Source organism: Avibacterium sp. 21-595 (assembly GCF_023611905.1).
GTDB lineage: Bacteria > Pseudomonadota > Gammaproteobacteria > Enterobacterales > Pasteurellaceae > Avibacterium.
Genome location: NZ_CP091455.1, coordinates 254468 through 275608 on the forward strand (window position 1 = coordinate 254468; position 21141 = coordinate 275608).

Below are 21141 nucleotides of genomic sequence, written 5' to 3' on the forward strand. Positions count from 1 at the left end.
ATGCCAAAACGTACAGACATAAACACTATATTAATTATCGGTGCAGGCCCAATTGTGATTGGACAGGCGTGTGAATTTGACTATTCAGGGGCGCAGGCGTGTAAGGCGTTGCGTGAAGAGGGTTATAAAGTGGTGTTAGTCAATTCTAACCCCGCCACCATTATGACTGATCCTGATATGGCAGATGTGACCTACATTGAGCCAATTACTTGGCAAACGGTCGAAAAGATTATTGAAAAAGAGCGTCCCGATGCGATTTTACCCACAATGGGCGGGCAAACTGCCTTGAATTGTGCCTTAGATCTTTCTAAAAATGGCGTGTTGAAAAAATACGCTGTCGAACTGATTGGGGCAACGGAAGATGCTATTGATAAAGCAGAAGATCGTGGTCGCTTTAAAGAAGCAATGGAAAAAATTGGCTTAAATACGCCAAAATCTTTTGTTTGCCATACTTTTGAGGAAGCTTGGGCAGCTCAGGCCGAAGTTGGTTTTCCAACGTTAATCCGTCCGTCTTTCACTATGGGCGGTTCAGGGGGCGGCATAGCCTATAACCGAGATGAGTTTATCGCCATTTGTGAACGGGGATTTGATGCCTCACCCACCCACGAGTTACTCATCGAACAATCGGTATTAGGCTGGAAAGAATACGAAATGGAAGTGGTTCGTGATAAAGCCGATAACTGTATTATCATCTGCTCCATTGAAAATTTTGATCCAATGGGCGTACATACGGGCGATTCTATCACCGTTGCACCCGCGCAAACTCTCACTGATAAAGAATATCAAATTATGCGTAATGCCAGCCTTGCTGTGTTGCGTGAAATTGGGGTGGATACAGGCGGTTCAAACGTGCAATTTGCCATTAATCCAGTCAATGGCGAAATGATTGTGATTGAAATGAACCCACGCGTGAGCCGTTCTTCTGCGCTGGCGTCTAAAGCGACAGGTTTCCCTATTGCGAAAGTGGCCGCCAAATTGGCGGTGGGTTATACGCTCAATGAATTGCGTAACGACATCACTGGTGGACTTATCCCAGCATCTTTTGAACCGTCTATTGACTATGTGGTGACTAAAGTGCCACGTTTTGCCTTTGAGAAATTTCCTCAAGCGGACGATCGTTTAACCACGCAGATGAAATCCGTGGGCGAAGTAATGGCAATGGGGCGTACGTTCCAAGAAAGCTTACAAAAAGCGTTACGAGGATTAGAAACGGGTATTTGTGGTTTCAATTTGCTGTCTGAAGCGCCTGAAAAAATACGCACTGAACTTGGTAACCCCGGGCCTAACCGCATTCTTTATGTTGCCGATGCTTTTGGCGCAGGGTTTAGCTTAGAAGAAGTACATCATTACTCGAAAATTGATCCTTGGTTTTTAGTACAGATCCAAGATTTAGTGAAAGAAGAATTAGCCTTAGAGCAAAAAACACTTGAACAATTAGACTATGCAGAGCTTCGCCGTTTAAAACGTAAAGGTTTTTCAGATAAACGTATTGCCCAATTAGTGAAAAGTAATGAAAGTGCGGTGCGAAATTTGCGTAAATCATTCAATCTGCACCCTGTCTATAAACGAGTTGATACCTGTGCTGGGGAATTTAAATCGGATACGGCTTATCTTTATTCTACTTATGAAGAAGAATGCGAGGCGAAACCCTCTGATCGTAAGAAAATTATGATTTTAGGTGGTGGACCAAACCGAATTGGGCAAGGCATTGAATTTGACTATTGTTGTGTCCACGCCGCACTTGCCTTGCGTGAAAGCGGTTTTGAAACCATTATGGTGAACTGTAACCCTGAAACGGTTTCTACCGATTTCGATACCTCAGATCGCCTTTATTTTGAACCGCTTACCCTTGAAGATGTGTTAGAAATCATTCACCTTGAACAGCCTGATGGCGTCATTGTGCATTATGGTGGTCAAACACCGCTAAAACTCGCGAACGCCCTTGCCGAAAATGGCGTGAACATTATTGGTACATCAGCGGACAGTATTGATGCCGCAGAAGATCGTGAACGCTTCCAACAAATCCTACAACAACTCGGCTTAAAACAACCGAATAACCGTACCGCAAGAAATGCCATAGAAGCAGTCAAATTGGCTGATGAAGTGGGCTATCCACTCGTGGTTCGTCCTTCTTATGTGCTAGGCGGGCGTGCAATGCAAATCGTGTATAATGTGGAGGAACTCAACAAATATATGCGTGAAGCGGTGCAAGTTTCCGAAGATAGCCCAATTCTGCTTGATCATTTCTTAAATAATGCTATTGAAGTGGATGTGGATTGCATTTGTGATGGCGAACAGGTGGTCATCGGCGGGATTATGCAACATATTGAACAAGCGGGGATTCATAGTGGGGATAGTGCGTGTTCTCTGCCACCTTATTCCTTAAGTGCAGAGATTCAAGATGAAATCCGCCGGCAAACTGCAGCGATGGCAAAAGCATTAAATGTGGTGGGATTAATGAATGTTCAATTTGCCGTGCAAGAGGGCGTGATCTATGTCTTAGAAGTAAACCCTCGGGCAAGTCGTACTGTGCCATTTGTGAGCAAAGCCACAGGACGTCCATTAGCCAAAATCGCGGCGCGTGTAATGGCTGGCATCAGTTTGCAAGCTCAACAAATTCAAGGTGAAATTCAACCGCACTTTTATTCAGTGAAAGAAGCGGTGTTCCCGTTTATAAAATTCCCGGGGGTAGATACTATTTTAGGCCCTGAAATGCGTTCAACAGGAGAAGTGATGGGCGTGGGCGAAACATTCGCAGAAGCGTTCATTAAAGCTCAGCTTGGCGCAGGCGAACAAATCGCTAAAACAGGAAAAGTATTTATTTCTGTTGATGACAAGGATAAGCCACGCTTATTGCCGATTGCGAAAGGATTACAAGAACAGGGATATGGCTTATGTGCAACCCTTGGGACAGCCAATTTCTTGCGTGAAAACGGTATTTTTGCCCAAACGGTAAATAAAGTTCGCGAAGGGCGTCCACATATTGTTGATGCAATAAAAAATGGCGAGATTGCGATGATCATTAATACGGTAGGTAGTTTGCCTGAAAGCATTGAAGATAGCCATTCTATCCGTCGTAGTGCGTTGCAACAAAAAGTCTTTATTCAAACCACCTTGGCCGCGGCAGAAGCCTTAGTGCAAAGTATCGGCAATTTGCAAAATTACGAGGTGTATTCCTTACAATCCTTACAAACTAAGCTAAAAAGACAGTAAATCATTTACTGGTCGTTTAAATTCAAAAATAAGGCACTTTAATCAAAGTGCCTATTATTATGCTTTAAGGCAATAAGAGAAAACGGTACAACGAGCCAGTGGGATCTGGGTAAGGTGAAGGATAGGGATTAAGAAAGTCTTATCTTAGTTTGCAATGAAACGGCTTATAAAATTAAGCCTCTGTTTTATGGCATCAGTAAATTTTTATCTACGAGATGAATACAAAATAAATAAAATTGGATTTCATATTAAAACATCATTCTATTTTTAATTTATTTTCATTCTTTTTTCTTTTTTATTTGACGAAATCTTTATTTTTCATTATTTTGTTATTTGTGATTTACCTGTTTGGTAATGGCATTTGTGGAAAGGGTGATAAAAACTTATCCCTCCAAAAGCAAGCAATAAAACGGCAATTTAACGCAATGAGAGGATATTAAAATGAAAAAATATAGTGGGTTATTAATGCTTTTATGCTTTCCCCTGACAGCAAAAGCCGTTGATTGGCTACAACCTTTTTCGGTCATCAATACTGGCGATACCGCTTGGATGATGCTATCGACGATTTTAGTGTTATTTATGACGATCCCGGGCTTGGCATTATTTTATGCTGGAATGGTAAGAAAAAAGAATATTTTATCCGTTATGGTGCAAAGTTTTGCTGCCTGTAGTTTGATTGCGGTAATTTGGTTTGTATGTGGTTATAGCCTAGCCTTCACCCCAAATAACGCCTTTATTGGTGGATTTGATCGTCTCTTTTTGCAAGGGTTAAATGTACTTACCTCAGAAGAAAAACTCACTGTCTATCCCGGAGCAAGCACAATTCCAGAGTCTGTTTTTATGCTATTTCAGATGGCCTTTGCCATCATTGCCGGCGCCATTATGACAGGGGCATTTGCCGAGCGAATGAAATTTAGTGCGGTGCTAATTTTTGTCGGTTTATGGACATTGCTGGTTTATGTTCCAACGGCGCACTGGGTATGGGGGATTGGCGGTTGGTTGGCCGAAGATGGGGTATTAGATTATGCCGGTGGAACAGTCATTCATATCAATGCGGGCGTAGCCGGATTATGTGCGGCAGTTTTCATTGGAAAGCGTTATGGCTATGGAAAAGAAGTTATGGCGCCGCATAACCTCACCTTAACCCTCATTGGTTGTGCGATGTTATGGGTTGGCTGGTTTGGTTTTAATGCGGGATCTGCCTTAGCCGCCGATAGTCGTGCGGGAATGGCGCTTGCAACCACACAAATTTCTGCTGCCGTAGGGGCATTAACTTGGGTACTTTGTGAAGTTGTCAGTAAATATAAGCCCTCTGCATTAGGTCTTGCCTCTGGGGCAATAGCAGGATTAGTGGGGATAACCCCTGCTGCCGGCTTTGTACTACCACAAAGCGCGGTATGGATTGGTGCGCTCACTAGTCTGATTTGTTTCTTTACTGTTACCAAACTGAAATACAAATTAGGTTATGATGATTCTCTTGATGCCTTTGGTATCCACGGAATGGGCGGCATTGCTGGGGCAATCTTAACGGGGATTTTTGTTTCGAGTGAAGTGACTGGAAATAATAACGCAAGCCTTTGGTTACAAATTGAAAGTGTTATTATTACTTTAGTGTATAGCAGTATTATCTCACTGCTTCTATTATGGATAATGAATAAATGTATGGATCTTCGTGTCACCTTAGATGAAGAACGCCAAGGTTTAGATCTGATTTCTCACGGTGAACGTTTGGAATAATCAGGGGCTTATCAGGAGCGTAGCTCCTGATTTTTTTATGCGTTGAACGTTGAAATTCTTCTTTCTGACTTGGGAGATAATTTATTTCCTTTTCCGTGTATTCACGCTTAATATTAGCAAGGGATACAGCTAACAGAAACACCCCTATCAGCCCTTAATCCATTGAGATATGGTTTCACTTTTATGGACAAATCAAAGTGCGGTGCTTTTTTCTATTGTTTTTTCGGCTGTGGCAGAGCGTGATCTGGCTTATACCCCAATTCTTGTGAAATAAGTAGCGCTGTTTTTTGAATTTCATTCAACAGATAGGGAATGCCTAATTGTTTTAATTTATAAGACGACATTGACACCGAAACGGCATAATCCACATTTCCTTGATAATTAAAAATCGGGCAGGCAACGCAAACAACGCCAATTTCATTTTCTTCACGATCCATTGCAAATTGCTCTTGTCGAATATCATTCAGTTCTTTTTCCATTAAAGGAAGATGGGTTACGGTATTTGCCGTGAGTGGTTTGATATTCTCGGCTTGGCTTTGCCAATAATGTGGCAGATAATCTTTATTTTTTTCATAGGCGAGATAAAGTTTACCCATCGCGGAACAATAAAGGGGTAAACGTTGCCCAATATAGGCCTGTGTTCTCAGCATTCCTGTTGTCGGTTCTAATTTATAGATCATAATGGCATAGTCGTTTTCCCGTTTAGAAAAATTCACAGTTTCGCCTAAGGTTAAATTCAGCGCTTCTAAATAAGGAGCGGCAATATTAATAATATTTAACGACATTAAGATTTTTTGCCCAATACTCAAGCATTTTGTAGTTAAACGATAATTGCCAGCGGTTGCCGTAGGCTGTACATAACCTTCACTTTGTAAGCCTTGTAATAATCTATGTACGGTACTTTTATTGAGCTGCGCAATCTCTGATAATTTTGCTAATGGGCAGCCATTCGGGTAATTGCTCAAAATTTCAAGTAATCTTAAACCACGACTTAAGCTCTGATTTCCATTGGATTTATCGTCTGACATAAGGTTGCTCCTCTCTTTTCTGTTAGCCAGAAGTATAATGAATTTTTACTTCCTTTTCTATTTCACATTGTGAAATATTATTTCGATTAATTGAGATATAGATCACAATTCTAGAAAAATGTTTTTAACATATTGATTTTTAATGGGTTTTATTTTCTCTTTAAGATTGACTTTCTACATAGCCATAATGTAACTTATGAAACATAATTTCACAATATGAAATAAGAGGTGGGTATGTTAGTTTCTTATAATGAGTTAAAAGCTGAATTTAAACGCGTGTTGCTTGCACGTAATGTCCGTGAAGAGATTGCCGAAGAATGCGCAACGGCCTTTGCAGATACCACGCAGGCGGGGGCTTATTCTCACGGCGTGAATCGTTTTCCGCGTTTTATTCAACAACTAGAAAATGGCGACATTGTGCCAGAAGCCGTGCCGACCAAAGTGCTTTCTTTAGGGGCGGTTGAACAGTGGGATGCCCATCAGGCAATGGGGAATTTAACCGCTAAAAAAATGATGGATCGTGCAATGGAAATTGCCGATCAATATGGTATCGGCGTGGTGGCATTGCGTAACGCAAACCACTGGATGCGCGGAGGAAGTTACGGCTGGCAAGCTGCAGAGAAAGGTTATATCGGCATTTGCTGGACCAATGCACTGGCAGTAATGCCGCCTTGGGGAGCAAAAGAATGTCGAATTGGCACAAATCCTTTGATTGTTGCTGTCCCAACTACGCCAATTACAATGGTAGATATGTCTTGTTCGATGTATTCCTACGGAATGTTAGAAGTTCACCGTTTAGCTGGACGACAAACATTTGTTGATGCCGGATTTGATGATGAAGGCAACTTAACGCGCGATCCTGCCACAGTAGAAAATAATCGTCGTTTATTACCAATGGGATTTTGGAAAGGGTCGGGATTATCTATCGTACTAGATATGATCGCCACCTTGCTTTCTAATGGGCTATCCACCGCTGCCGTGACAGAAGATAAAGATGATGAATACTGTGTTTCACAAGTGTTTATTGCTATCGAAGTAGATCGTCTTATTGATGGAAAAACCAAAGAAGAGAAACTCACACGTATTATGGATTATGTCCGTACTGCGGAACGTGCTGATCCTGAGGTGGCGATACGTCTGCCGGGACACGAATTTACCACGATTTTAGCGGAGAATAAAGCAAATGGCATTCCCGTTGATGATACGGTATGGGCAAAACTCAAAGCCTTATAAGCTGAAATAGAAGGAGTGACAGGATGTACTTTGGACATATTTCTAATGTAAATAATAATGGGTTTCCCGAGGCGATTAACATTGCCTTGGCTTATCTAAAAAATACCGATTTTGACACCCTGCCTGCGGGTTGTTATGAAATTAAAGAGCGGTTGATTTTTGCCCAAGTTTTAGATCTCGAAACAAAGCCTAAATCTGAGATTTTGCCCGAAGTTCATCGTCGTTACCTTGATGTGCAATACCTACATTCAGGGCAAGAACGTATCGGTATTGCACCAGATCTTGGCAATAACCAGATTGCACAAGCGTACAATGCGGAAAGAGACATCCTGTTTTACCAAGATGCAGAAAATGAAAGTGAATTGATTATGCGAAAAGGGAATTTTGCGATTTTCTTTCCTGAAGACATTCATCGCCCTGCGTGTATTGATCTGCAATCTAGCAATATTCGTAAGGTTGTCGTCAAAATTGCAATCAGTGAGATTTGAGGTGAAAAATGAAATCTCTTGTCAATTTTATTCAAAAAACACTCAGCATTACCGTGGTGAGCATTCTTGCTACGATGTCGTGCTTAGTTTTTCTCAATGTGGTGTTACGTTATGGCTTCAACAGTAGCATTAACATCACCGAGGAAGTCTCTCGCTATTTATTTGTGTGGCTGACTTTCCTTGGTGCAATTTTAGCCTTTAATGATGATCAACACGTTCACGTAACGATTTTAACCCATAAGCTTTCTGCTTATCAGCGTCATCTTCTCAGTCTATTGACTGACGGACTTATGTTGTTCTGTTGCTATTTGATTATTCGCGGTGGCTGGACACAATTTGAGCTTAATTTAACCAATTATGCACCCATTTCTGGATTACCACAGGGGATCACCTACTTAGCAAGCGTTGTTGCTGGTGTCTTTATTGGCTTACTGCTAAGCATACGTTTAGTTGCAAACCTTCGTTTATTATTGAAAGGGGGCATTCAATGACCGTTATTATTTTCCTTTCTGTTTTACTCGGTGCGATTATTCTAGGTATTCCCGTTGCTTTCTCACTATTAATTTGTGGGATTGCCTTGATGATCCATTTGGATTTATTTGATGCTCAAATTTTGGCACAACAAATTGTGAGCGGTGCAGATAGCTTTTCATTAATGGCTATTCCCTTTTTTATTCTTGCCGGCGAAATTATGAATGAGGGCGGGTTGTCCAAACGCATTATTGATTTGCCAATGAAATTAGTCGGACATAAGCGTGGTGGGCTAGGATTTGTTGCTATTTTAGCTGCAATGATTATGGCAAGTTTATCCGGCTCGGCGGTGGCGGATACCGCGGCAGTGGCAGCAATGTTATTACCAATGATGAAAACCACAGGCTACCCTTTAGGGCGTTCTGCGGGATTGATTGGTACGGCGGGTATTATTGCCCCGATCATTCCCCCTTCAATTCCGTTTATTGTGTTTGGCGTGGCGAGCGGGGTATCTATTACAAAACTCTTCTTAGCGGGTATCTTCCCCGGCGTATTAATGGGCTGTTGCCTAGCCGCACTGTGGTGGTGGCAAGCAAAACGGCTTAATTTAATGACATTTTCTAAAGCAACAAAACAAGAACTATGTATTTCCTTTAAAAACAGTGTATGGGCGTTGTTATTACCTGTCATTATTATTGGCGGATTCCGTTTAGGCATCTTCACCCCAACAGAAGCCGGGGCAGTTGCGACGTTCTATGCCCTGTTTGTAGCAGTATTTATCTATCGCGAACTAAAGATCAGCGCGTTATATAAAGTGTTATTTTCCGCAGCAAAAACAACCGGCGTGGTAATGTTTTTAGTGGCAGCCGCGAATGTAACGGGGTGGCTAATTACCGTTGCAGAGTTGCCTCAAATGATTACAGAGTTATTAGAACCTTTGATTAACTCACCAACTTTATTGCTGATTGTCATTATGCTGGTGGTATTTATTGTGGGTATGGTAATGGATTTAACCCCAACCGTGTTGATTTTAACCCCTGTGTTAATGCCACTAGTTGAAGAGGCGGGCATTGATCCTGTGTATTTCGGCGTGCTATTTATTTTAAATACGTCGATTGGGTTAATTACCCCACCTGTCGGTAATGTATTAAATGTGATTACGGGCGTGTCAAAACTGCCATTTGATGAAGCCGCAAAAGGCATTTTACCTTATATGTTAATGATGATTATTTTGCTCTTTGCTTTCATCTTTGTCCCTTCATTAATTTTAACGCCACTTTCGTGGATGCAACCTTAAACCCAAGGAGAGAACTATGAAACTATTCAATCTAAAAACCTTAGCAACCTTAGTAACTAGTGCGTTTATGCTAGCTTCAACCGCTAATGCGGCAACCACATTACGTTTTGGTTATGAAGCTCCTCGTAGTGATACACAACACATTGCCGCGAAAAAATTTAATGAATTGTTAAAAGAAAAAACCAAAGGAGAATTAAAGCTCAGCTTATTTCCAGATAGCACCTTAGGTAATGCACAAACGATGATTAGTGCAGTACGCGGCGGCACTATTGATATTGAAATGTCTGGTTCACCGAATTTTACTGGGTTAGAACCGAAATTAAATGTGATTGATATTCCGTTTATTTTTAAAGATCGTGAACACGTGTATAAAGTGCTAGACGGTGAGATTGGGCAAGGGTTATTGAAAGATCTTGAAGCGCAAGGATTAAAAGGCTTAGCATTTTGGGACGTCGGATTCCGTGCCTTTTCTAATTCTAAACACCCCGTAACTAAACCTGAAGACATTAAAGGATTGAAAGTGCGTACAAACCAAAATCCAATGTACATTCAAGCCTTTAGCCTATTAGGTGCAAACCCCGTTCCAATGCCGCTTTCAGAGCTTTATACCGCGCTTGAAACCCGTGCGGTGGATGCACAAGAACATCCCATTGGCATTTTCTGGTCAGCAAAATTGTATGAAGTACAAAAATATTTAAGCCAAACCAATCACGGTTATACGCCATTAATTGTTGTGATGAACAAAGCCAAATTTGATGGGCTTAGCCCAGCATTACAACAAGCAATTGTTTCTGCGGCAAAAGAAGCGGGGCAATATCAGCGTGATCTGAATGTAAAAAATGAACAAGAGATTATCGCGAATTTACGTAAAGCAGGGGTAGAAGTGATTGAAAAAGTCGATACCACCCCATTTAAAGCGGTGATTGAAGCGGACGTACGCAAATCATTTATTAATAAACACGGCGATACCTTAGTAAAAGAAATTGATGCGTTAGCACAATAATTCATCGGTCAATCATTAGAGAAAGTGCGGTGTGATTTTTACGCATTTTGTATAGAACACCGCCACTTTTTGATTGAAGAATAAAAGAGGTTGCCTGATGAATTGCAGTTTGGAGTAGAAAGAATGGATTACTATTTAGGCATTGATTGCGGTGGTACCTTTATCAAAGCCGCATTATTTGATGCAAAGGGCAAAATGTTTGCCTGCATACGCGAAAATGTGCCAGTCATTAGTGAGCAAGCCGGCTATGCGGAGCGTGATATGACGCATTTATGGCAAGTTTGTGCTAACGTCATCAAAAAGACCATTACGCAAAGTGAGATCTGCTCGACACATATTAAAGGGGTTGGCATTTCTGCTCAAGGTAAAGGTGTTTTTTTACTTGATCAACAAAATGCCCCGCTTGGACGAGCCATTCTTTCCTCAGATCAACGAGCATTAGAAATTGTACGGCAATGGCAACAAGCAGGGATTCCTGAAAAATTATATCCTCACACACGGCAGACATTATGGACCGGACACCCTGTTTCGATCTTACGCTGGCTTAAAGATTATGAACCTGAGCGTTATCACAATATCGGGGCAATCTTGATGTCGCACGATTACCTGCGTTTTTGTTTAACGGGGGAATTGGCTTGTGAAGAAACCAATATTTCAGAATCCAATTTATACAATATGCAGACGCAACACTATGATCCTCAGTTAGCGGAAATGCTTGGATTAGATCATATCACCGAAAAACTGCCCCCAATTGTTAAAGCCAATCAAATTGCTGGCTACGTCAATGCCGAAGCTGCCAAACTCACTGGCTTAGCCCAAGGCACGCCCGTTGTAGGGGGATTGTTTGATGTGGTTTCTACGGCACTTTGTGCGGGATTAGATGATGAAACAAAATTAAATATCGTGTTAGGGACTTGGTCTGTTGTGAGTGGCGTGACAGATCATATTGATGATACTCAACACATTCCCTTCGTGTATGGACGTTATGCACAAAAAGGCAAATTTATTATTCACGAAGCTAGCCCCACTTCAGCGGGCAATCTTGAATGGTTTGTAAAAGAATGGGGCAATCTGAGTTATCAAACCATCAATGATGGCGTTGCCGCATTACCCGTCAGTGAAAGTGCGGTGCTTTTTGTGCCATTTTTATATGGTTCAAATGCAGGGCTTGGTATGAAATCAGGGTTTTATGGTATTCAAGCTCATCACAACAAAATGCATTTATTCCAAGCGATTTATGAAGGTGTGCTATTTAGTATGAAATATCACCTTGATCGTATGTTGCAACGATTCCCTCATCCACAAGTGTTGCGTATTACAGGTGGTCCTGCAAAATCCCAAGTATGGATGCAAATGCTCGCTGATCTCACGGGAATGAAAATTGAAGTCCCTGAGATTGAAGAAACAGGCTGTCTTGGCGCGGCAATGATGGCAATGGAAGGCACGCGAGGGCATACAATGTCAATGACGGCCAAACAACAATGCTTTATACCTAATTCGCAAAACTTTGCAATTTATCAGAAAAAATATCAGCGTTATCAACAGTTTGTTTCCGCATTACAAGCCTTGCTGTAAACAAAAGTGCGGTTGAAATTTTATGACTTTTTATTAGGACGAAACAATGAGAAAACACAAACTCGGCATCTATGAAAAAGCCCTACCCAAAAACATCAGCTGGCAAGATAGACTTTCCATCGCCAAAGCCTGTGGCTTTGATTTTGTCGAAATCTCCATTGATGAAACAGATGAACGATTGAGCCGATTAGATTGGAGCAAGGCGCAACGCCTTGAACTGGTGCAAGCCATTATCAATACGGGCGTCACCATTCCCTCAATGTGCCTTTCAGCCCATCGCCGCTTTCCTTTTGGCAGTCACGACGAAACGCTTCGCCAAAAAGCCTATGAGATTATGGAAAAAGCCATTCAGTTGGCGGTAGATGTGGGTATCCGCACCATTCAATTAGCGGGTTATGATGTGTATTACGAAGAACAAGATGAAAGCACGTTAGCACGCTTTCAACAAGGAATGGAATGGGCGGTTGAGTTAGCGGCAAGCAATCAAGTCACACTTGCAATGGAAATTATGGATACCCCCTTTATGAGTTCTATTACCCGCTGGAAAAAATGGGATAACCTCATTCGCTCCCCTTGGTTTACTGTCTATCCTGACCTCGGCAATCTTTCTGCGTGGAATGATAATGTGGTCGAAGAATTACAATTAGGCATCGACAAAATTTCCGCGATTCATTTGAAAGACACCTATAAAGTTACCGAAACCTGCAAAGGACAGTTCCGCGATGTCCCCTTTGGCAAAGGCTGCGTAGATTTTGTTACCTGCTTTAAAACCCTTGCCGAGCTAAATTATCGCGGGGCGTTTCTCATTGAAATGTGGACGGAAAAAGCCGATGAACCGATTGAAGAAATCATCAACGCACGCCGTTTTATTGAACAACAAATGCAACAAGGAGGATTCCAATGCTAGCCGAATTACGCGAAAAAGTGTTACACGCCAATCTTGCCCTACCAAAACATCATTTGGTGACCTTCACCTGGGGAAATGTCAGCGAAATAGACCGCACTTCAGGGCTGGTCGCCATTAAGCCATCAGGGGTGGACTATGACAAGATGACGGCAGAGGATATTGTGATTGTCGATGTGCATACAGGCGAACGCGTGTGGGGAAATAAAAAACCCTCTTCAGATACCCCAACTCATCTTGCCCTGTATCGTCAATTTCCTGATATTGGCGGGATTGTACATACCCATTCACGGCACGCCACCATTTGGGCGCAAGCTGGGTTAGATTTAATTGCCGCCGGCACAACCCACGCGGATTATTTTTATGGCAGCATTCCTTGTACGCGAAAAATGACTGACGAAGAAATTAACGGGAATTACGAGCTTGAAACCGGTAATGTGATTGTAGAAACCTTCCGCCAACGCAAGATTAATGCAAAAGACGTGCCTGCCGTATTAGTGCATTCACACGGGCCTTTTGCGTGGGGAAGCGATGCAGAAAATGCGGTGCATAACGCAGTTGTGTTAGAAGAAATTGGCTATATGAATTTATTCAGCCATCAGTTAAATGCAAATTTAACCTCAATGCAACCCGTGTTATTGGATAAACATTATTTGCGTAAACACGGCAAAAATGCGTATTATGGGCAGTAAAAGGAGGCAATAATGGCAAAACCGTTATTACAAATTGCATTAGATTCACTAACTCTTGAAAAAGGATTAGTGGATGCCAAACAGGCTGCCCCTTTTGTTGATGTGATTGAAGTTGGGACGATTTTAGCTTGTGCAGAAGGAATGAAATCAGTCAAAATTTTGACCGCACTTTATCCTGAACATATTATTGTCTGTGATCTAAAAACAACCGATGGTGGCGCAATTCTCGCGCAAATGGCCTTTGATGCCGGCGCTGATTGGCTGACGGTTTCGGCGGCAGCGCATCCAGCAACCAAAGCAAGTTGTCAGCAAGTTGCAGACGCCTTTAATAAAGCCCACCCCGATCTGAAAGTAAAAAAAGAAATCCAAATTGAATTGTATGGTAACTGGACACTTGATGATGCAAAACAATGGTTAGATCTCGGTGTAACGCAGGCGATTTATCACCGTTCTAGAGATGCTGAATTAGCAGGGAAAGGGTGGACAGAGACGGATCTTCACTTGATGAAACAACTTTCTGAACTTGGTTTTTCGCTTTCTATTACGGGAGGCATTGTTCCACAAGATATTCATTTATTTAAAGAGATTAAAAACGTGAAAGCCTTTATTGCGGGCAGAGCGTTGGTTGGGGATAGCGGACAGGCAACGGCGAGCGCAATATTAACTGAAATAGATCGTTACTGGTCGTAATGCGTTCTTTCAGCCCCTTATCAGATACCAAACGATGATGTTTGGTATCTTTTATTCATTAGGCATAACGCTTATAAATACTAATCAAATTAATTGCTATTTTTTCACAATAAATCGGGTAGAATAGCCAGCATTCAGTTTTTACATTTGATAACTAGGAGAACAAAAATGTCGAATCGAAAAGAATTAGCCAATGCCATTCGTTTTTTAAGTATGGATGCCGTACAAAAAGCCAAATCAGGGCATCCGGGGGCGCCAATGGGAATGGCGGATATTGCAGAAGTATTATGGCGTGATTTTTTAGTACATAACCCAACCAATCCTAAATGGTTAAACCGCGATAGATTTGTGTTATCAAATGGTCACGGCTCGATGCTTATTTATAGCTTATTACACCTTACTGGCTATGATTTATCTATTTCCGACCTTCAACAATTCCGTCAATTACATTCCAAAACTCCGGGCCACCCTGAATATGGCTATGCACCGGGCGTAGAGACCACCACCGGGCCATTAGGTCAGGGTATTACTAATGCGGTAGGTATGGCGATTGCAGAGAAAACCCTTGCTGCCCAATTTAACCGTCCAGACCACGAAATTATCAACCACTACACCTACGCCTTTTTGGGTGATGGCTGTTTAATGGAAGGGATTTCACACGAGGCGTGTTCATTAGCGGGAACCTTAGGCCTAGGCAAACTAATCGCTTTCTATGATGACAACAATATTTCCATTGATGGCGAAGTAGACGGTTGGTTCACCGATAACACAAAACAACGTTTTGAAGCCTATAATTGGCAAGTCATTGGTCAAATTGACGGGCATAATCCCGAAGCCATTGCTGAAGCAATTAAACAAGCACAAGCAGAGAAACATCGCCCAACCTTGATTATCTGTAAAACAACCATTGGTTATGGCTCACCAAACAAAGCCGGTTCACACGACAGTCACGGTGCGCCATTAGGTGAGGAAGAAATCGCCTTAACCCGTAAAAATTTAGGATGGAACTACGCACCGTTTGACATTCCCGCAGAAATTTATGCCCAATGGGATGCAAAAGAAAAAGGTCAGCAAGCAGAACAGGCGTGGAATGAAAAATGGACAGCATATCGCCAAGCTTATCCTGAATTAAGTGCTGAGCTTGAACGTCGCTTAAGCGGGGAATTACCGGCGAATTGGGCAACCGAAAGCCAAGCATTCATTGAAAAATTACAAGCAAATCCTGCCAGCATTGCGAGCCGTAAAGCTTCACAGAACGCCATTGAAGCTTATGCGCCATTATTGCCAGAATTGTTAGGCGGTTCAGCGGATTTAGCCGGGTCTAACTTAACCTTATGGTCAGGTTCACGCCCAATTCGTGCAACAGCAAACCAAGATGGTAATTACCTCAACTACGGTGTGCGTGAGTTCGGTATGTCTGCCATTATGAATGGAATTGCCTTACACGGTGGCTTCATTCCTTATGGTGCAACGTTCTTAATGTTTATGGAATATGCGCATAATGCCGTAAGAATGGCAGCATTAATGAAACAACGTGCGTTATTTGTTTATACTCACGACTCCATTGGTTTAGGTGAAGATGGCCCAACTCACCAGCCAGTAGAACAAACCGCGACATTACGTTTAATCCCAAATTTAGAAACGTGGCGTCCGTGCGACCAAGTGGAATCAGCAGTCGCGTGGAAATCCGCCATTGAGCGTAAAGATGGCCCGAGCGCGATGATTTTCAGCCGTCAAAATTTAACTCAAATGGACAGAACCCCAGCACAATTAGCCAATGTCGCACGTGGTGGTTATATTTTAACAGATAGCGAAGGTACGCCAGATTTAATCTTCATTGCAACTGGTTCAGAAGTTGAATTAGCCGTAAAAGCTGCAGAGCAACTTCGTCAAGAAGGTAAAAACGTGCGTGTGGTTTCAATGCCTTCAACCAACGTGTTTGACAAACAAGATGACGCATACCGTGAAAGCGTGTTGCCAAGTAACGTGACCAAACGTGTTGCGATTGAAGCAGGCATTAGCGAATTTTGGTATAAATACGTTGGTTTTGGTGGACGAATCGTGGGAATGAACACCTTTGGCGAATCAGCACCAGCGGGTGAATTATTCAAACTGTTTGGCTTCACCGTAGAAAATGTCATCGCAAAAGCGAAAGAAATTCTATAATTTTTGACCGCACTGTTATTTTGGTAAAAACCTTGAGTTTCGGCTCAAGGTTTTTTTGTTTGTGTATAAAGTCTCTGAATTATCCTGAGTTCTTGTTATATTTTTCAAATCTTTTCTCTCAAAATTTGATCCCTGCCACAAAAATGAAATTTATTTTTCATTTTTATTTTATTTGAAATGAAAGTGTGATTATATAGTGCCTGAATAAGTCTTAGGGTAACGAGGAGAGAAAGATGAAAACAGTTAGACTGACAGTTGCGCAAGCCTTAATAAAATTCTTAGATAATCAGTATGTTGAATTTGATGGCAAAGTGACGAAGTTTATTGAGGGTATCTTTGGGATCTTTGGACACGGAAATGTGCTGGGATTAGGACAAGCGCTTGAGCAAAATTCAGGCGATTTAATCGTTAGACAAGGACGTAATGAACAAGGAATGGCACACGTTGCTATCGGTTTTGCTAAACAGAAATTACGTAAACAAATCTATGCGTGTACATCTTCAGTTGGGCCAGGTGCTGCGAATATGATTACTGCTGCTGCAACTGCAACAGCCAACCGTATCCCTTTACTTTTATTACCGGGCGATGTATTTGCGACACGTCAGCCAGATCCAGTGTTGCAACAAATTGAGCAACCTTATGATTTAAGTATTAGCACGAATGATGCTTTTCGAGCGGTGAGTAAATATTGGGATCGTGTAAATCGTCCAGAGCAACTAATGACAGCCTGTATTAATGCAATGCGCGTACTGACAGATCCAGCGGAAACGGGGGCAGTAACGATTGCTTTGCCACAAGATGTACAGGGGGAGGCTTATGATTTTCCAGAGGCATTCCTAACAAAACGTATTCATCGTATTGAGCGTACATTACCAACAGAACCAATGTTACAAGATGCATTGGCATTAATTCAATCAAAGAAAAAACCACTTATTATTTGTGGTGGTGGAGTACGTTATTCAGAGGCAGCAGAACAATTAAAAGCCTTTGCTGAAATTTATAATATCCCCTTTGCCGAGACGCAAGCAGGAAAAAGTGCGGTGATTTCTTCCCATTATTTGAATGTTGGCGGGGTGGGGGAAACGGGGTGTTTATCTGCTAATTTACTTGCCAAAGAAGCGGATCTAATTATTGGTATTGGGACAAGATATACAGATTTTACCACTTCTTCAAAATGGATTTTCCAACACCCTGAAGTGAAATACCTTAACATCAATATTGCTCGTTTTGATGCTTATAAATTAGATGGTGTACAAATCACCGCGGATGCAAAAGAAACGTTAGAAAAATTGACCGCACTTCTCGCATCAACAGGCTATCAAAGTGCGTGGGGGGAAGCAATTTCTCAAGCTAAGCAACAGTTTGAACAAGAATTGGAGCGTCTTTACCACCTATCTTATAACGAAAATAATTTTATCCCAGAAGTAGATGATAATTTAAATCGTACAGAAGTATTTGAAGAATTTATTAGGCTTACTGATTCTCATTTAACCCAAAGCCGTGTACTGGGTATTTTGAATGAAACATTAGGGGATAATGATGTGATTGTTGGAGCGGCAGGTAGTTTACCTGGTGATTTACAACGAGTATGGCAATCTAAAGGTGTTAATACTTATCATTTGGAATATGGTTATTCTTGTATGGGCTATGAGGTAAATGCTGCTCTTGGGGTGAAATTAGCACAGCCACAACGAGAAGTTTATGCGTTGTTAGGTGATGGTTCTTATATGATGCTTCATTCTGAATTGGTGACTTCTATTCAAGAAGGCAAGAAAGTTAATGTAGTCTTGTTTGATAATATGACCAATGGCTGTATTAACAATCTTCAAATTGGACACGGTATGGATAGCTTTGCGACAGAATTTCGTTTTAGAAATGCGGAAACAAATAAGCTCAATGGCGGTTTTGTTCCCGTTGATTTTGCTATGAATGCGGCTTCTTATGGTTGTAAAACCTACCGTGTAACGACAGAAGAAGAACTGATCGAAGCCTTGTATGATGCACAAAAACAATCTGTCTCTACCTTAATTGATGTGAAAGTACTACCGAAAACAATGTTGCATTCGTACGGCAGTTGGTGGCACGTTGGCGTCGCAGAAGTTTCCGAAAAAGAACGAATTCAACAGGCTTATGAAAATGCAGTAAAACGCATAAATGAAGCAAGACGTTATTAATTATTTCATTGTTTAAGAAGGAAAAATTATGAAAGCTGAAAATGTAAGATTGGGGATTGCACCTATTGGTTGGACAAACGATGACTTACCTGAATTAGGCGCAGAGAATACTTTTGAGCAATGTGTGAGTGAAATGGCGTTGGCTGGTTATACAGGGTGTGAAGTAGGAAATAAATACCCGCGCGATGTGGACGTATTGAAGCATAAGCTCAGTGTTCGTGGCATACAAATTTGTAACGCGTGGTTTAGTACTTTCTTTGTGGATGGAAAAAAAGAGCAGACTCTACAAGATTTTATTAAACATCGTGATTTTTTACACGCAATGGGAGCGAAAGTAATTGGCTGTTCCGAACAAAGTCGCAGCATTCAAGGCTTACCGAAATCAATTTTTAATGAGAAAACGGTTTTTACGGATGCAGAATGGCAGTTATTAGCTGAGGGGTACAATGAATTAGCTAAATTAGCTGCAGAAAAAGGAATGCGAGTGTGTTTACATCACCATATGGGAACAGGGATCCAAACGCCAGAAGAAATTGATCGTTATATGTCCGTAGTAAATGATGATGTCTATCTTTTATTTGATTCTGGTCATTTGTACTACTCTGAAGGTTCTCAACACGCGATGCTTGATGTCCTAGAGAAATATATCGATCGCATTATTCACGTTCATTTGAAAGATGTTCGTGATGAAGTGGTTAATGAAGTGCGGTTGAAAAATCTTAGTTTTTTAGAAGGCGTGAAAAAAGGAACATTTACCGTACCAGGTGATGGCGTGATTGATTTTAAACCTATCTTTGAAATCTTAGATAGACATAATTACAAAGGCTGGATGGTGGTAGAAGCAGAACAAGATCCTGCTGTTGCTAATCCATTTGAATATGCGGTGAAAGGTCGTAAATATATTAAAGAGGTAGCAGGAGTTTAATATGATTAAAGTAGGTATTATTGGTGCTGGCCGTATTGGCCGCGTGCATTCTGAAAGCATTAGTAAATATGTTAAAGGGGCAGAAATTAAAGCGATTTCAGATATTCGTGTCACAGATGAACTTCAGCAATGGGCGAAAGAAATAAGTATTCCAAATGTTTATGATGATTACCAAAAGATTCTGCAAGATCCTGAAATTGATGCTGTGCTAGTTTGTTCTTCAACCAACACCCACGCCCCAATTTCTATCGAAGCAGCGCGGGCTGGTAAGCATATTTTTTGTGAAAAACCAATTGATGCGAATGTGGAGCGCATTCAAGAAGTGCTTAACGAAGTGGAAAAAGCTGGGGTGAAATTCCAAGTGGGATTTAACCGTCGTTTTGATCATAACTTCAAAGCAATAAAACAACGTGTAATTGCAGGTGATATTGGTGAGCCTCATTTAATTCGTATTACCTCAAGGGATCCAGCTGCACCGCCGATAGAATATGTTAAAGTATCGGGAGGAATGTTCTTTGATATGACAATTCACGATTTTGATATGATCCGCTATTTATCTGGCAGTGAAGTCATAGAAGTTTATGCGACAGGTAGTGTACTTGTTGATCCAGCTATTGGTGAGGCTGGTGATATTGATACTGCTGTGATCACCTTGAAATTAGCTAACGGCGCAATTGGCATAATTGATAATAGTCGTAAAGCCGTTTATGGTTATGATCAACGTGCGGAAGTATTTGGGTCAAAAGGTGCAGTACAAACGCGTAATGATACAGATTCTACTGCAGTATATTCTTGCGAAACAGGCATTATCTCAGAAAAACCAAAATACTTTTTTTTAGAGCGCTATATGCAATCTTTTGCCGATGAAATGGTATGTTTTGTGGATTCAGTGGTGAATGATAAACCCACATTAGTCAATGGTAACGATGGTTTGCAACCCGTACTTATTGCCCTTGCAGCAAAAAAATCTTTAGATGAAGGGCGACCTGTTAAGTTGAGTGACATTGCTTAAAAGGATTGAAAACAAATGAGAGCCAAACAGCTCTCATTTTTTATGGGTAAACAAGATGTATGTGTATTCCAAAACATTTAACAACTCAGCGATATGACTATACGCAATATCGTTTATTATGGTTATCAACACTACCTTGTTTTACATTGTGATTTGTTTGATTAACGTAACCCCAATTCAAAAATAAGGGATTCAGCTTGGCAGCTAAAGGTAAAATCTGCGCTGAGTAAAAAGCCATTTTTAACTTGGGTAATTTCTGCCTTAATTTGGCAAGGCTCAGTTTCTGCACTTCGCGCTTTGGCTGTGAATTCGGTTAAAGCCTGTTCGGCTTCTTCTTTGCTGGCATAAACACGTTCAAGATGGCTAGTGCAATTACTGTTATCAATAATTGTTCCGACATCAAAGGTATTACAGCCAACGCATTCTACGGGATTCTCTTTTTTCATTTTATGACTCCTATTTTTAATTTTTATATGATAAATGCGGTTTAAAAATATTGAAATTTTATACCGCACTTTATTTTTATGCAAAAA

General features: G+C 41.3%; 17 protein-coding genes. 15 read left to right on the forward strand and 2 right to left on the reverse strand.

Translation table 11 applies throughout. The annotated features are described in order from the left end of the window. Together carB and L4F92_RS01130 are read left to right on the forward strand one after the other, a co-directional pair. Positions 1 to 3213, forward strand: a complete 3213-nt coding sequence (carB, locus tag L4F92_RS01125) for a carbamoyl-phosphate synthase large subunit (RefSeq protein ID WP_250363903.1) — start codon at positions 1 to 3, stop codon at positions 3211 to 3213. 441 nt (positions 3214 to 3654) lie between these two features. Further along, positions 3655 to 4950 (forward strand): ammonium transporter, encoded by a 1296-nt coding sequence (locus L4F92_RS01130; protein ID WP_250363904.1) that lies wholly within the window; start codon positions 3655 to 3657, stop codon positions 4948 to 4950. Positions 4951 to 5162: 212 nt separating this feature from the next. On the opposite strand, the gene L4F92_RS01135 is transcribed toward L4F92_RS01130, so the two are convergent. After that, positions 5163 to 5978 (reverse strand): IclR family transcriptional regulator, encoded by an 816-nt coding sequence (locus tag L4F92_RS01135; RefSeq protein ID WP_250351376.1) that lies wholly within the window; start codon positions 5976 to 5978, stop codon positions 5163 to 5165. Between the two features lie 234 nt (positions 5979 to 6212). On the opposite strand from L4F92_RS01135, the gene yiaK reads away from it, so the two are divergent. The 13 genes from yiaK (at position 6213) to iolG (ending at position 20608) form a co-directional block, all read left to right on the forward strand. Beyond that, positions 6213 to 7211 (forward strand): 3-dehydro-L-gulonate 2-dehydrogenase, encoded by a 999-nt coding sequence (gene yiaK, locus L4F92_RS01140; RefSeq protein WP_250351377.1) that lies wholly within the window; start codon positions 6213 to 6215, stop codon positions 7209 to 7211. Positions 7212 to 7234: 23 nt separating this feature from the next. Next, positions 7235 to 7699 carry a YhcH/YjgK/YiaL family protein gene (locus L4F92_RS01145; protein WP_250351378.1) on the forward strand — a complete coding sequence of 155 codons (465 nt, stop codon included), beginning with the start codon at positions 7235 to 7237 and terminating at the stop codon, positions 7697 to 7699. A gap of 8 nt (positions 7700 to 7707) precedes the next feature. Continuing rightward, entirely contained in the window at positions 7708 to 8190 is a 483-nt protein-coding gene (locus tag L4F92_RS01150) for a TRAP transporter small permease (RefSeq protein WP_250363905.1), read from the forward strand. Then, positions 8187 to 9467 (forward strand): TRAP transporter large permease subunit, encoded by a 1281-nt coding sequence (locus L4F92_RS01155; RefSeq protein WP_250351380.1) that lies wholly within the window; start codon positions 8187 to 8189, stop codon positions 9465 to 9467. The genes L4F92_RS01150 and L4F92_RS01155 overlap by 4 nt, the downstream gene beginning before the upstream one ends. 16 nt (positions 9468 to 9483) lie before the next feature. Then, the gene (locus L4F92_RS01160; RefSeq protein WP_250363906.1) at positions 9484 to 10470 is read left to right on the forward strand and encodes a TRAP transporter substrate-binding protein; all 987 of its coding nucleotides are present in this window, start codon (positions 9484 to 9486) and stop codon (positions 10468 to 10470) included. A gap of 123 nt (positions 10471 to 10593) precedes the next feature. Beyond that, on the forward strand, positions 10594 to 12045 hold the full coding sequence (locus L4F92_RS01165; RefSeq protein WP_250363907.1) for an FGGY-family carbohydrate kinase: 1452 nt from the start codon (positions 10594 to 10596) through the stop codon (positions 12043 to 12045). A 46-nt stretch (positions 12046 to 12091) separates the two neighbouring features. Then, positions 12092 to 12952 carry an L-ribulose-5-phosphate 3-epimerase gene (locus L4F92_RS01170; RefSeq protein ID WP_250363908.1) on the forward strand — a complete coding sequence of 287 codons (861 nt, stop codon included), beginning with the start codon at positions 12092 to 12094 and terminating at the stop codon, positions 12950 to 12952. Then, entirely contained in the window at positions 12946 to 13641 is a 696-nt protein-coding gene (gene araD, locus L4F92_RS01175; RefSeq protein WP_250363909.1) for an L-ribulose-5-phosphate 4-epimerase, read from the forward strand. The genes L4F92_RS01170 and araD overlap by 7 nt, the downstream gene beginning before the upstream one ends. Before the next feature lie 12 nt (positions 13642 to 13653). Next, a complete protein-coding gene (locus L4F92_RS01180; protein ID WP_250363910.1) occupies positions 13654 to 14331 on the forward strand; it encodes a 3-keto-L-gulonate-6-phosphate decarboxylase UlaD in 678 nt (225 codons plus the stop codon). Between the two features lie 168 nt (positions 14332 to 14499). Then, the gene (gene tkt, locus L4F92_RS01185) at positions 14500 to 16497 is read left to right on the forward strand and encodes a transketolase (protein ID WP_250363911.1); all 1998 of its coding nucleotides are present in this window, start codon (positions 14500 to 14502) and stop codon (positions 16495 to 16497) included. Positions 16498 to 16730: 233 nt separating this feature from the next. Beyond that, positions 16731 to 18671 (forward strand): 3D-(3,5/4)-trihydroxycyclohexane-1,2-dione acylhydrolase (decyclizing), encoded by a 1941-nt coding sequence (gene iolD / locus L4F92_RS01190; RefSeq protein WP_250363912.1) that lies wholly within the window; start codon positions 16731 to 16733, stop codon positions 18669 to 18671. A gap of 28 nt (positions 18672 to 18699) precedes the next feature. Further along, a complete protein-coding gene (gene iolE, locus L4F92_RS01195) occupies positions 18700 to 19596 on the forward strand; it encodes a myo-inosose-2 dehydratase (RefSeq protein WP_250363913.1) in 897 nt (298 codons plus the stop codon). A 1-nt stretch (position 19597) separates the two neighbouring features. Next, positions 19598 to 20608 carry an inositol 2-dehydrogenase gene (iolG, locus tag L4F92_RS01200; protein WP_250363914.1) on the forward strand — a complete coding sequence of 337 codons (1011 nt, stop codon included), beginning with the start codon at positions 19598 to 19600 and terminating at the stop codon, positions 20606 to 20608. Between the two features lie 161 nt (positions 20609 to 20769). Here iolG and L4F92_RS01205 read toward each other — a convergent pair whose 3' ends face one another. Continuing rightward, positions 20770 to 21054 carry a YfcZ/YiiS family protein gene (locus tag L4F92_RS01205; protein ID WP_250363915.1) on the reverse strand — a complete coding sequence of 95 codons (285 nt, stop codon included), beginning with the start codon at positions 21052 to 21054 and terminating at the stop codon, positions 20770 to 20772. Between the last annotated feature and the right edge of the window lie 87 nt (positions 21055 to 21141).

Bases quoted from the DNA above. Each gene is read 5' to 3' on its own strand.
- carB (WP_250363903.1), top strand. From the start codon at position 1: ATGCCAAAACGTACAGACATAAACACTATATTAATTATCGGTGCAGGC.
- L4F92_RS01130 (WP_250363904.1), top strand. From the start codon at position 3,655: ATGAAAAAATATAGTGGGTTATTAATGCTTTTATGCTTTCCCCTGACA.
- L4F92_RS01135 (WP_250351376.1), bottom strand. From the start codon at position 5,978: ATGTCAGACGATAAATCCAATGGAAATCAGAGCTTAAGTCGTGGTTTA.
- yiaK (WP_250351377.1), top strand. From the start codon at position 6,213: ATGTTAGTTTCTTATAATGAGTTAAAAGCTGAATTTAAACGCGTGTTG.
- L4F92_RS01145 (WP_250351378.1), top strand. From the start codon at position 7,235: ATGTACTTTGGACATATTTCTAATGTAAATAATAATGGGTTTCCCGAG.
- L4F92_RS01150 (WP_250363905.1), top strand. From the start codon at position 7,708: ATGAAATCTCTTGTCAATTTTATTCAAAAAACACTCAGCATTACCGTG.
- L4F92_RS01155 (WP_250351380.1), top strand. From the start codon at position 8,187: ATGACCGTTATTATTTTCCTTTCTGTTTTACTCGGTGCGATTATTCTA.
- L4F92_RS01160 (WP_250363906.1), top strand. From the start codon at position 9,484: ATGAAACTATTCAATCTAAAAACCTTAGCAACCTTAGTAACTAGTGCG.
- L4F92_RS01165 (WP_250363907.1), top strand. From the start codon at position 10,594: ATGGATTACTATTTAGGCATTGATTGCGGTGGTACCTTTATCAAAGCC.
- L4F92_RS01170 (WP_250363908.1), top strand. From the start codon at position 12,092: ATGAGAAAACACAAACTCGGCATCTATGAAAAAGCCCTACCCAAAAAC.
- araD (WP_250363909.1), top strand. From the start codon at position 12,946: ATGCTAGCCGAATTACGCGAAAAAGTGTTACACGCCAATCTTGCCCTA.
- L4F92_RS01180 (WP_250363910.1), top strand. From the start codon at position 13,654: ATGGCAAAACCGTTATTACAAATTGCATTAGATTCACTAACTCTTGAA.
- tkt (WP_250363911.1), top strand. From the start codon at position 14,500: ATGTCGAATCGAAAAGAATTAGCCAATGCCATTCGTTTTTTAAGTATG.
- iolD (WP_250363912.1), top strand. From the start codon at position 16,731: ATGAAAACAGTTAGACTGACAGTTGCGCAAGCCTTAATAAAATTCTTA.
- iolE (WP_250363913.1), top strand. From the start codon at position 18,700: ATGAAAGCTGAAAATGTAAGATTGGGGATTGCACCTATTGGTTGGACA.
- iolG (WP_250363914.1), top strand. From the start codon at position 19,598: ATGATTAAAGTAGGTATTATTGGTGCTGGCCGTATTGGCCGCGTGCAT.
- L4F92_RS01205 (WP_250363915.1), bottom strand. From the start codon at position 21,054: ATGAAAAAAGAGAATCCCGTAGAATGCGTTGGCTGTAATACCTTTGAT.